The organism is Pseudogemmobacter sp. W21_MBD1_M6 (assembly GCF_052119585.1).
Classification (GTDB): Bacteria; Pseudomonadota; Alphaproteobacteria; order Rhodobacterales; family Rhodobacteraceae; genus JBGQOJ01.
On record NZ_JBGQOJ010000013.1, the window covers coordinates 22,606 to 34,504 of the forward strand.

Below are 11,899 nucleotides of genomic sequence, written 5' to 3' on the forward strand. Positions count from 1 at the left end.
AAATGATGTAACGCGGGGAATAATGCGGTATTTTGCTTTGGTTATTTTAATGACGGTTTTTTCATCGCTATCAGGGGCTGCCCACGCACAGGCGACAGCCTGGCTTCAGATCGAGGCGCAGCCCAGCCTGTCCAAGGCGCAGGAACGTGCCCGCGACTATGCGACCGTCTTTGAAACCGTCAACGGGTTCGCCCTGGGGTCGGGCTGGTACGCAATTGCCCTTGGGCCGTTCGACCCCGCCGTCGCCCCCGAGGTTCTGGCAGACCTGCGCGGACGCGGGTCGATCCCGCGCGACAGCTTTGTCGCGGATGGCGGCAATTTCCGGCAGCAATTCTGGCCTGTCGGCGCATCCGCCACGATCACAGTGCAGCCCATCGCGCCAGAGACGACAGTGCCCGAACCCGCCCTGCCCGACCTTGCCATCGCAATGCCGATCGTGCCCGACGCCCCGCTGGACGAAACCCCCGAAGAGGCCCGCCGCAGCGAAGGCCTGCTGGACCGCGCCGCGCGGCAACTGCTGCAAACCGCCCTGCAATGGGAAGGGTTCTATGCCGCCGCGATCGACGGCGCATTCGGCCCCGGCACCCGCAATTCGATGGCCCAATACCAAGCCTCGAAGGGCTATGAGGCCACAGGCGTGCTGACCACCGCCCAACGCCGCGACCTGATCGCCGCCTATGAGGAAGTTCTGGCCGGGATCGGAATGCAGACGGTCACGGACACGGCGGCGGGCATCGAAATCAGAATGCCCACAGCGCTGGTGCAATTCGACCACTACGAGCCGCCCTTCGTGAAATACAACGGCGCCTCGGGCGAGGTCGTACAGGTGCTTTTGATCTCGCAGAAGGGCGATCAGGACACGCTGTTCGGCCTTTACGACATCATGCAGACCCTTGCGATTGTGCCTCTGGACGGGATGCGCGAGCGTAAATCCTCCAGCTTTGTGCTGACCGGCGAAAACGACGAGATCACCAGCTATACCCAGGCCGCGTTGTCGGGCGGGCTGATCAAGGGCTTTACGCTGGTCTGGCCACGCGGCGACGAAAAGCGCCGTGACCGAGTGCTGGACGAGATGCGCGCAAGCTTTACCCCGCTGGGTGACCGCGCACTGGACGACAGCCTTGGCAAAGGGGCGGCAGATCAAAGCATCAATATGCTGGCGGGCCTTGAAATCCGCAAACCCACGGTGTCGCGATCGGGGTTTTATATCGACAACGCGGGCACGGTCCTGACCACGGCAGATGCGGTGGCCAACTGCACCTCGGTGACGATCGACGGTGACACAGAAATGGGTGTGGCGATGACCGATCCGGTTCTTGGCCTTGCAGTTCTGAAGCCACTTGCGCCTCTGGCGCCATCCGCCTTTGCCCGCTTCCGCCAAAGTATCCCGCGCCTGCAACAGGAGGTGGCCGTTGCGGGCTACCCCTATGACGGCGCCTTGGGCGCACCGACGCTGACCTTCGGCACCTTGGCCGACATTCACGGGCTGAACGGCGAAGAGCATCTGCAACGTCTGGCCCTGTCCGCGCGCAACGGCGACGCGGGCGGCGCGGTCATCGACAGCGCTGGCGCGGTGATCGGCATGCTGTTGCCACGCGCCGGGAACAGCGCCCAGCAACTGCCCCCCGAGGTCAGCTTTGCCGCAAACACCGGCGCGATTGTGACGTCATTGATTGCCGGCGGAATTACGATCAGCGCGACAGATCAAGCGGGCGACCTAGCGGCAGAAGACCTGACAAACATCGGCATGGACATGACCGTTCTGGTGTCCTGCTGGAACTGATCGCGCACAGGACCGGCCTGTTGCATTCGAGTATTTAAGGAACAAAGTAGCGGTATCTTCTCGGTCCAAATACTCTCGCGCGAAGCGCAAAAACCCGAGCCCCCGCGCCAGCGGGGGCGAGAAATATACACCGCGCCGCAGGCGCGTCCTTTGGATCAGGCCGTGATCCCTGGCGTGATGTGGATCAGCGTCGGGCCGTCGGCCTTCAGAGCGGCCCGCAGCGCCTCCTGAAATTCCGCAAGCGATTTCGGCGCGGCTGACCTCGCGCCAAAGGCTTCGGCCAGCTTGCAAAAATCCGGGTTGCGGGCGATGACCGCGTTGGGCGCGATCTGTGCGCGGACCATGCAGTCCTCGATCTCTTTCAGCTTACCGTTGTCCCACAGGATGATCGGAATACTCAGCCCCAGTTCCACCGCGACCCCCAGTTCCTGCATCGTATAGTGGAACCCGTAGTCACCGATGATCGCCACGACCGGTGCGGCCTCCACCCCGACCTTGCCGCCGATCGCGGCGGGCAGCGCGTAGCCCAGCGTTCCAAAACCGTAAGGGTGGTGCCAATGGGCGGGGCGGTCCATATCGCAGACCTCTTTCGCGACATAGGCGATCTGGGTCATATCGGAAAAGAACATCGTCTCTTTCGGCAGCGCCTGCATCATCGCGACGCAGATCGGCACGATGCCCGGACGCTCTGCATCCGTTGCTGCGTGAAACCGGGCGCGGGCGCTGGAAATGTGGTCATGGGTCCATGTGGTCGCGGGCACATGCCCTTCAAGTGCGGTGTCCAGCAGGTCAAGAAAGGCCGCGGCATCGCCCGCCACCGGCAGGGCGGCAGGGTGATCGTCGGCCAGCGCGTGGGGGTCGATATCGACGCGGATCATCGGGCAGGACTGTCCCAGATGATCGCGCCACAGATCCACCTCTGACAGTTCGGTGCCAATGCAAAGCACCAGATCCGCCTCTGCCATAAAGGCTGCGCTGTCGGGGCGGGACAGGTTGGCACCAAAGTGGAACGGGCAATCCGGCCCGATGATGCCGCGACCGGCGTAGGTGGTGAACACGGCGGCCCCGCTGGCCTTTACCACGCGGCGTGCGGACAGATATCCCTCCACCGCCCCGCCGCCAAAGACGAAGATCGGGCGTTTGGCCGCCATCAGCATCGCCGCCGCGCGGGCCACGTCCGTTGCATGGGGCACGGGGCGCCGGGGCCGCGCGGGCACGGGCGGGGCCGCAACGGCGCGGGCACCCAGCACGTCGATCGGCACCTGGATATGTTTCGGGCGCTTGCGGGCACTGGCGAATTCGGCAAAGGCCTTGTCGATCAGGCGGTAGGCGGCGGCGGCGTCGGGGGCTGTCACGGACCAGTCGCAGACCGTCGCGGCGGCGGCTTCCTGATCGCGCATCTCGTGCAGGCGCCCCCGCCCTATCGCCCGGTCCTTGCGTTCCAGACAACTGGACACCACCAGCACCGGCACCGAATCCGAATAGGCCTGCCCCATGGGCGTCATGATATTGCACAGGCCCGGTCCGGTGATGACATAGGCCACCCCCGCCTTGCCGGTCGCCCGCGCATAGCCATCGGCCATAAAGCCCGCGCCCTGTTCGTGGCGGGCCAGAACATGGGTGATGCCCGCCTCCTCTATTCCGCGATAGAGCTCGACGTTATGGACGCCGGGGATGCCGAAGACCGTATCCACACCCCGCGCCTTGAGCATATGCGAGATTTGCGCGCCAAGGGGTCTTGTGACCATAACGTCCTCCAGAATTTGACCGTCAGGGTAGCATGGACCACCAGACCCTTTAACCGGCCAATCGACAGCGCCGCGGACTGTCGCCGCCGGGCGGTGCCGGTCAGAATTTTGGTGGGTCCGGCAGGGCCGGTTGCAGGCCCGACGCGGCGCAGGGCCAACCCTGATCTTAGGGTTGGCCCTGCGCCGCTGATGTGTCAAGCGAAGACGGCGCCCGGTCAGGGCGCCGTGGCGGGTTTATCATGGATTAAACCGGGCGCCGGTCTAGCCGACGTGGAACAGCGTGTTGAACAGCTTGGGGTCCAGGCTGTCGGCGGCGAATGTGGCACCTTCGGTCAGGATGCTGACCGCATCATGACTGTGCAGGCTTTCCTGATGGCTGGCCAGCACGCGGAAATCGCCGATACGGGGGTCCTTTTGCAGATGTTCGCAGAACAGGCGCGCGGCATCCTCGACGAAGATCGGGTTTGCGGCGTTCAGTTCGGCAAAGGCCTGTTCGTCTTCGCGTTTGACCATCACCTGCGTTTCGGTCGGCACGGCGACGCGGCAGATATCCACCAGATCCTCGAACCACAGGCACCCTGCCCCCTCGACCGCCTCGACGGAAATCCGCGCGACAGATCGTTGCGAATGGGGTGTGGCCAACTGACCACGGAACTGGCGCGCATGTTCGGAAAGTTCAAGCGAGCACGGGCAAGTGGACGAGTAGACATAGTCCAGATGTATGATTTTCTTGCGCAGGCCGTCTTTCTCGATCAGTTCAAGGGCGATGTCGTAATATTGGTATCCCTCCAGTCCCGACCGTAGCGATGTCACTTTCATCGGAAAGGACAGGCGCATCTGGATGCGGGCGTCAAAACTTTCGAGATCGGTTTTATAGTCGTCCAGCGCCGCCTCGATCACCTCGAAGCTGAAGGTTTCCTCGGCCCGCCGGTAGAAGGTCCGCATGATGCGGGACATGTTGATGCCCTTCTTTTCCGCCTCGAGACTGACGGTGCCGGTGACAGAGGTTTCCAGCCGCAGATCGCCGTTGTCGCGGGTGTGGAACTGGATCGGCAGGCGGAAATTCGAAATGCCCACATGCTGGATATGCTGCTTGGCGCCTTTGATCAGGCTGGACGGGCCGTTCTGAAGGTCGGGCAAGCCCCGCTTATAGGCCGCGTCCACGTTGAAATCTACGGGATAGGCGCGGGACAGCGCGGGATAGTTCGACACCTCCATCCCCGGCACAAGGCGCGAGATGACAGGATCAAGCGCCGCGATTTCCGTATCGCTGACCGCGCCAGCCCATTTTTTCAACAGGGCAAGCGCAAGCTCTGCCTCTTCGCGGCTGGGTTCACGATCAATGTCTGGCGTGTGGATGTTCATCTTTGTCCCCTCGCGCGTCATGCTTCGGTTCCGTATATAGGGTCCGCATGACACTATTCCAATGTGTTACCTTTGGATACGGTGCGGTGCCCCGATTGGATCACATTCGGGGGATAGCACCTTGTGCCAGCGCGACCGATTGAACCCGGTTGACGCCATAATGCGGAACAATACTGTCATGAATATAGTCGGTTTCAGAAAGTAATTCGAGATGAGAAACGTCGTTCTGTTTGGCCATTCGGACTCTGGCCATGCGTATAAAGTTGCGCTGGCCCTGTCGCTGGCGGGGGTCGCACACCAGCGCCGCACCGTCGATATCTGGGCCGATCCTGCCAGCCGCCCTGCGGAATTTCTGACCGCTAGCCCCTTTGCCGAGGTGCCGCTGTTGCTGGCGGATGGCGAGGCGATGACCCAATCCGCCAGCATCCTGACCGAAATCGCGCAGCGCAGCGGCATGTTGGGCGGCGACGACGCGGACCGGATGCGGCGGGCCCGCGAGATCCTGTTCTGGGAGGCAAACCGCATCGGGATGTGTCTGCCACAGTTGATCGAGGACCGGCGCGTGTCCGGCAAGGGCTTTCCCGAAGGCGCTGTGGACTGGCTACGGATGCGGTATGCGGTGGATTGCGCAAGGTTCGACCGGCTGCTGGGCGACAGTCCGTTTTTGCTGGGCGATGCGCCGACAATCGCCGATTGCTGCGTGATGGGTTATGCCCAGTGGCACGAAAAGGCGGGGGTTTGCGCATCGGATGCCATGGCGCGCTGGCTGGACCGGATGCGCGCGCTGCCCGGATACCGGACAGCGGCAGAGTTTTTCCCGACCGCCTAAAGCGTCGCCAAAGCGCCGGTCAGATCCGCGATCAGATCGCCGGTATCCTCTAGCCCGACGGAAATACGGATCAGGCCGGGCGTGATGCCCAACAGGGCTTTCTGATCGTCAGGCAGGCGCTGATGGGTTGTGGTCGCGGGGTGGGTGACGATGCTTTTCGCGTCGCCAAGGTTGTTCGAAATCGTGAAAATATCTAGCGCATTCAAGACCTTGAACGCCGCGTCCTTACCGCCCTTGACGTCGATCGACAGCATCGTGCCGCCCTCTTCCATCTGCGCACGGGCGATGTCGTATTGCGGGTGGCTGGGCAGAAACGGAAAGACCACGCGGTTCAGCGCGGGGTGCCCGTCAAGCGCCTGCGCCAGCGCCGTTGCACTGGCGGCCTGCGCGCGACAGCGCAGATCCAGCGTTTCCAGACCCTTCAGCATGACCCAGGCGTTGAACGGGCTCATCGCGGCTCCGGTGTGCTTCAGGTAGGGTTCGGCGATCTTGCGGATGAAATCCTTGGTGCCAAGGATCACGCCGCCAAGGCACCGCCCCTGCCCGTCGATGTGTTTGGTCGTGGAATAGATCACCACATCGGCGCCTAGATCCAGACTGCGCTGGAACACCGGCGTCGCAAAGACATTGTCGCAGATCACAAGCGCGCCAACCGCATGGGCAACCTCTGAAACCGATTTTATATCAATGACTTCCAGTGTCGGATTTGAAATCGCCTCTAGAAAGACCGCCTTGGTATCGGGGCGCACCGCGGCACGCCATTCGTCGATGTTCGTGCCATCGACAAAGGTAACCTCGACGCCGTAACGGGTCAGGATTTCCTCGAGGATATACAGGCAGGACCCGAACAGCGCACGGGCCGAGACCACATGATCGCCCGCCCGCAGCATCGAGGACAGCGCGCCGCTGACCGCCGCCATGCCAGAGGCCGTGGCAAAGGCGTCTTCCGCACCCTCAATCGCGGCGATGCGATCCTCGAACATGCGGACGGTGGGGTTGCCGTAGCGGGCATAGATGAATTCATCCTCGCCCAGCGACAAAAACCGCGCCTCGGCCGCCTCGGCTGTGTCATAGACAAAGCCCTGTGTCAGAAAGATCGCCTCTGACAGCTCGCCGTACTGGCTGCGCCGGGCGCCCGCGTGCACCGCTTTGGTTCGGCTTTTCCAAGTGTCTTTCATTGTCTGTCTCCCTCCATGCGCCTTTGCCCGCGCATAAAAAAACCCCAACGCATACCAAGAGCGTCGGGGGCAAAGACCCAGACCTCTTTAGCGGCATGTTTAGCGTGGCCCGCAATCCGGTAAACAAATCGCCACGTTGTGGGTGCTGGATAGCCCCATGGCACCTTTAGGTCAACCATGAGTCGGGCGGAAGCGGGGGCGCAATACGGCACCGTCACGCAAGCGTAACAGGACCTTCACAAGGGCGTCGTAGGCTTGCGCTACCCCGAGACCACAAGATGTTGTGGGAGTTTGCAAATGACCCTCCTCTCGATCAACGCCGGACAGCCCGCCTGCGAATGGCAGCCGCGCCTTTCGGGCGCATTGGACGGCCTGCCCCCAGACGCACCCGTCGTGATCCTGATCCACGGGTTCAAGTTCTCACCCGGCTGCCCGAAGGACGACCCGCACACCCATATCCTGTCCCTTGCCCCCGCGCAGACCTGCTGGAAGGCGATCTCATGGCCGCTCCATCTTGGGTTCGGTCGCGGGGCGCCGGGGCTTTGCATTGCCTTCGGGTGGAGCTCGCGCGGCAGGCTGCGGTCCGCCTACTCCGAGGCGGAACAGGCCGCGCGTGCGCTGGCGGATGTGATCGCGGTGATCGCACCCCGCCGCCCCGTGCAGATCATGGCGCACAGCCTTGGGGCGCGGGTGGCGCTTCAGGTGCTTCCCTTCGTGGCGGCGGGGGCCATCGGGCGCATGGTGCTGATCGCCGCAGCAGAGATGCAGGCAGCCGCCCGCGCCGCACTGGACAGCCCTGCGGGCCGCAGCGCCGAGGTGCTGAACATCACCAGCCGCGAAAACGACCTGTTCGATTTCGGTGTCGAATGTCTGGTGCCGCATCCACCCGGTGACCGCGCCCTTGGATGCGGTCTGGGACAGGACCGGCGCAACTGGCTGGACGTGCAGATCGACGACGGGGCAACGCTCGCCCTGTTGTCCGACATCGGCTATAAGATCAGCCCGCCGCGCTATCGCATCTGCCACTGGAGCGGCTATCTGCGCCCCGGCATCTTTCCCTTCTACCGCGCGGCCCTGTTCACCCCCGCCGCATTGCCCCTGCCGTTCCTGCGTGCGGCCCTGCCAAAGGCCGCAACCCCGCGCTGGTCGCGACTTCTTGCGTGGCCCGCGTTCAAACTGGCCTTGCCACCGCGCCGAAAGGCGTCATCCTAGGGCGACCCTGACAGGAGCCCGCCATGACCGCCCCCATCGACCTGTATTTCTGGCCCACGCCCAACGGCTGGAAAGTCTCCATCGCGCTAGAGGAAATGGGCCTGCCCTATACCTTGCATCTGGTGAACATCGGTGCGGGTGACCAGTTCAAGCCCGAGTTCCTGAAAATTTCGCCGAACAACCGGATGCCCGCGATCATCGACCCCGACGGGCCGGACGGTGCGCCTGTGTCTGTGTTTGAATCTGGCGCGATCCTGCAATACCTCGCCCGCAAAACCGGCCGTTTTTATGGATCGACGGAACGCGAAAAAATCGCGGTCGAGGAATGGTTGATGTGGCAAATGGGTGGCCTTGGACCGATGGCGGGACAGGCGCATCACTTTCTGAAATACGCCCCCGCGATGGAACCGCCGAACGACCTGCCCTATGCCAAAAATCGCTACCGCGCCGAATGTGCGCGGCTGTACCGCGTGCTGGACACGCAGCTGGGCCGGCATGAATTCGTTGCAGGTGACTTCTTTTCCATCGCCGATATGGCGATCTGGGGCTGGGCCAGCCTGTGGGAAGGCCAGCAACAGACGCTGGACGATAAACCCCATCTAAAACGCTGGCTGGACCGGGTCGGCGCGCGCCCCGGCGTGATCGCGGGCCGCGCCCTTGCCGCCGAAAAGCGCGGCGACCTTAGAGCGGATAAATCCACCCACGGCGTGCTGTTCAAACAAAAGGGCTAGGAAAAACACCCCTACCCCTTCTTTGTTCTGAAAATATCCCTGCCCGATGCGGCCAGAGGCGCAGGCCTTCAGGGTCAGCTTTCGGTTGGTTCTTCAACCGCATAGGCCTGCATCAGTTTACCCTGCGTCATGAAGAACACGAACACCGCAGCGGTCAGGCCGAAGGTCTTGAAATTGACCCATGCGTCGGTGGACATGGTGCGCCAGATTACCTCGTTCGTTACCGCCAGCGCGAAAAAGAATGCGGCCAGACGTTTGGTCAGGATCATCCAGCCCGCCTGTTGCAGGGGCATGACCTCTTCCATAACCAGCCGCAAATAGCTTTGCCCGCGCATCAGGCCAAAGGCAAGCATGCCGCCGAACAACAAATAGATCATCGTCGGTTTCATCTTGAAAAACCGCTCGTCGTTCAGCCAGACACTAAGCCCCCCGAACACGACAACCAGAATGGCAGTCATGACCTGCATCTTCGACAGTTTTCCGGTCAGCCACCAGACAAGGCCGGTGGAGGCCAGGATCAACGGGATGAACAGCGCTGTTGCCACGATAAAGCCGTTATACTCGGCACCACCGATGGTGAATATCTGGTCCTTGATCCGGCCGTAGCCAATGAAGAACAGGACAATCGGGCCGATTTCCAGACCGAGTTTCACAAAAGGGTTCAGTTTCTTCTCGGTCATGATCTCTCCTATCCGCCCATCTCAACTATCACAGCGCCCACCGCAATCAACGCCATAAGGGCAACGCGGCGCGGTCCCGTGCGTTCGCCCAACAGCAACCAGCCGATCAATGCCGCAAAAACCGTCGAGGTTTCGCGCAATACGGCGGCCTCGCCCACATTGTCCAGTCGCGTGGCCATCATGATCGAGCCGAAGCTGAAAAACGCCACGCCAGCCCCCAGAAGCCCGCGTTGCAGCAAGGGGCCAAGATCGGGCCGGTCCGCCATGCGCGCCCATCTGACAATCCCGTAGGGCGCGATGGAAAACAGCCCGTCGAGAAAGAAAAACCACATCAGAAAGGTAAATGGGTCCGCGGTCGCCCGAATTCCATAGGCATCGTAAGTTGTATAGAGCGCGACGAACATGCCGGTCATCACTGCCAGCACCAGCGCCATCTTCAGCGTATCCCTGTCCACTGTGACATGGCGCAGGTTATAGGCGGCAAGCCCGAAGATGCCGGACAACAGAACCGCGATCCCTGTCAGCTGAATCGCGTTGAAGAATTCGCCGAACACGAAATACGCCCCGATCACCGCGAACAGCGGCCCCGTCCCGCGCACCACGGGATAGACGACCGTATAGGCGCCACGCACATAGGTCATGCCTTGCAGGATCTTGTAGACAAGGTGGATGGCCCATGCCCCTGCAAAGATCGGCCACATATGCGGTTCCGGCCAAGGCACGACAAACAGGGCAAAGGGGGCCGCAATCAGCCCGTAGCACAGGTCGATGGACCCACGCGACAGCCATGGGTCGTGCCTGCCTTTTTGCAGCGCCCCGAAAATCGCATGTAGCAGCGCCGCAAGCAAGGCCAGCGCCAGCGCCAGATCATGACCGGCAGAGGTGCCCTCGAGGCCGATCAGCCAATCGCTCAAGTGGCAACCCGCGATTGAGTATTTTCAGAACAAAGTGGGGGCATGTTACGCGTCAAGCCCGGTCAGGGCGCGGGCGAAATCATCGGGATCGAAGGCCTGCAGGTCGTCGATCTGTTCGCCCACCCCGATGGCATGGATCGGCAGGCCGAATTTGTCGGCCAGCGCGACCAGAACGCCGCCCTTTGCGGTGCCGTCGAGTTTTGTCATGACAAGGCCCGACACATCGGCGAGCTTTTGGAAGGTGGCGACTTGACTGAGCGCGTTCTGCCCCGTCGTGGCGTCCAGCACCAGAAGGGTGTTGTGGGGCGCATCGGGGTCTTTCTTGCGGATCACGCGGACAATCTTGGCCAGTTCTTCCATCAAATCGGCACGGTTTTGAAGGCGTCCTGCGGTGTCGATCATCAAAAGATCGACATTTTCCTTCTCGGCGCGGGTCATCGCATCGAAAGCAAGGCTGGCGGGATCAGAGCCTTCGGGCGCGGTCATGACCGGCACGCCCGCGCGCTGACCCCAGACCTGAAGCTGTTCGACCGCAGCCGCGCGGAAGGTATCACCGGCGGCAATGATCACCGTCTTGCCTGAGGCGCGGAATTGGCTGGCCAGTTTGCCGATGGTCGTCGTCTTGCCCGAGCCGTTGACCCCCACCACCAGCACCACCTGCGGTTTTTTCGCATAGAGCGGCATCGGCTTGGCGACGGGTTCCATGATGCGGGTGATCTCTGCCGCCAGAAGCTGTTTGATCTCTTGCGCCGACAGTTTCTTGCCATAGCGGCCTTCGGCCATATTGGCGGTCACCCGCAGCGCGGTATCGACGCCCATGTCGGCGCTGATCAACAGCTCCTCAAGGCTTTCCAACATGGCATCGTCAAGGATGCGGCGTGGCTCTGGCGCGGTCTCTTTCCGGCCCAGAAGGCGACCGAGGATGCCCGGCTTTGCGGCGAGCGGCTTGCCCGTAACAACGGTCGCCGCGATCGAGCCTGACAGCTCTGACGGGGTATCATAGACCGGCATTTCCATCGGGTATGGATCGGCGACAGGTTCGGGCGCGGCGGGCACCTCGAGGGGGGCGCGTGTGTCATCCTCGTCATTCTGTGGCGCGGGAATGTTCAGCGGTTCCGGTTCGGGGCGCGGCTTTTCCGGTTCGTGCTGCGGCTCCGGCGGCAGATTCGGCTCGGGTTCCGGCGCGGGCTGCGGTTCCGGTTCCGGGCCGGGTTCGGCGGGTGTGGGCGGCACCTGTTCGGGTTCGGGTGTTGGTTGGGGGTCCGGGTCCGGCGTGTTGCCCGCCTGCACAATCGCATCCAACCCGTCCTCGATCTTCGAGGAGGAATTGAACATACGGTCTTTGAGCTTTTTGAAAAAGGACATGGGGGGCGCGCCTTTGATTTTGGTCTATATCTCACCTAATGTGGATCAGGCGGATTTAAAAGACCACCTGATCCGGCGCGGGGTCGGATCAGGC

General features: G+C 62.3%; 10 protein-coding genes and 1 riboswitch. Of the genes, 4 read left to right on the forward strand and 6 right to left on the reverse strand.

The genetic code is table 11. The features are described 5' to 3' along the window. Positions 1 to 49 precede the first annotated feature (49 nt). Positions 50 to 1,783: a serine protease gene (locus ACEN2R_RS13420; RefSeq protein ID WP_442043020.1), complete on the forward strand. Its 1,734-nt coding sequence runs from the start codon at positions 50 to 52 to the stop codon at positions 1,781 to 1,783. A gap of 155 nt (positions 1,784 to 1,938) precedes the next feature. Here ACEN2R_RS13420 and ACEN2R_RS13425 read toward each other — a convergent pair whose 3' ends face one another. Both ACEN2R_RS13425 and folE2 read right to left on the reverse strand, forming a co-directional pair. After that, entirely contained in the window at positions 1,939 to 3,531 is a 1,593-nt protein-coding gene (locus ACEN2R_RS13425) for a 5-guanidino-2-oxopentanoate decarboxylase (protein ID WP_442043022.1), read from the reverse strand. 261 nt (positions 3,532 to 3,792) lie between these two features. Next, positions 3,793 to 4,896, reverse strand: a complete 1,104-nt coding sequence (gene folE2 / locus ACEN2R_RS13430; RefSeq protein WP_442043168.1) for a GTP cyclohydrolase FolE2 — start codon at positions 4,894 to 4,896, stop codon at positions 3,793 to 3,795. Positions 4,897 to 5,107: 211 nt separating this feature from the next. Here folE2 and ACEN2R_RS13435 point away from each other — a divergent pair, with 211 nt between their 5' ends. Next, on the forward strand, positions 5,108 to 5,725 hold the full coding sequence (locus tag ACEN2R_RS13435; RefSeq protein ID WP_442043024.1) for a glutathione S-transferase family protein: 618 nt from the start codon (positions 5,108 to 5,110) through the stop codon (positions 5,723 to 5,725). Here ACEN2R_RS13435 and metZ read toward each other — a convergent pair. After that, the gene (metZ, locus tag ACEN2R_RS13440) at positions 5,722 to 6,903 is read right to left on the reverse strand and encodes an O-succinylhomoserine sulfhydrylase (protein ID WP_442043026.1); all 1,182 of its coding nucleotides are present in this window, start codon (positions 6,901 to 6,903) and stop codon (positions 5,722 to 5,724) included. The two genes, ACEN2R_RS13435 and metZ, sit on opposite strands and share 4 nt — an antisense overlap. 66 nt (positions 6,904 to 6,969) lie before the next feature. Then, positions 6,970 to 7,048: riboswitch (SAM riboswitch) on the reverse strand. 152 nt (positions 7,049 to 7,200) lie between these two features. Here metZ and ACEN2R_RS13445 point away from each other — a divergent pair. Next, positions 7,201 to 8,115: an alpha/beta hydrolase gene (locus tag ACEN2R_RS13445; protein ID WP_442043028.1), complete on the forward strand. Its 915-nt coding sequence runs from the start codon at positions 7,201 to 7,203 to the stop codon at positions 8,113 to 8,115. 23 nt (positions 8,116 to 8,138) lie between these two features. Next, the gene (locus tag ACEN2R_RS13450; protein ID WP_442043030.1) at positions 8,139 to 8,846 is read left to right on the forward strand and encodes a glutathione S-transferase N-terminal domain-containing protein; all 708 of its coding nucleotides are present in this window, start codon (positions 8,139 to 8,141) and stop codon (positions 8,844 to 8,846) included. A 74-nt stretch (positions 8,847 to 8,920) separates the two neighbouring features. On the opposite strand, the gene ACEN2R_RS13455 is transcribed toward ACEN2R_RS13450, so the two are convergent. The 3 genes from ACEN2R_RS13455 to ftsY are packed head-to-tail and all read right to left on the reverse strand — an operon-like array spanning position 8,921 to position 11,805. Next, positions 8,921 to 9,526: an inner membrane-spanning protein YciB gene (locus ACEN2R_RS13455; protein WP_442043032.1), complete on the reverse strand. Its 606-nt coding sequence runs from the start codon at positions 9,524 to 9,526 to the stop codon at positions 8,921 to 8,923. An 8-nt stretch (positions 9,527 to 9,534) separates the two neighbouring features. Then, complete coding sequence (locus ACEN2R_RS13460) at positions 9,535 to 10,440, reverse strand: EamA family transporter (RefSeq protein ID WP_442043034.1); 906 nt, start codon at positions 10,438 to 10,440, stop codon at positions 9,535 to 9,537. A gap of 45 nt (positions 10,441 to 10,485) precedes the next feature. Further along, positions 10,486 to 11,805, reverse strand: a complete 1,320-nt coding sequence (ftsY, locus tag ACEN2R_RS13465; protein ID WP_442043036.1) for a signal recognition particle-docking protein FtsY — start codon at positions 11,803 to 11,805, stop codon at positions 10,486 to 10,488. Between the last annotated feature and the right edge of the window lie 94 nt (positions 11,806 to 11,899).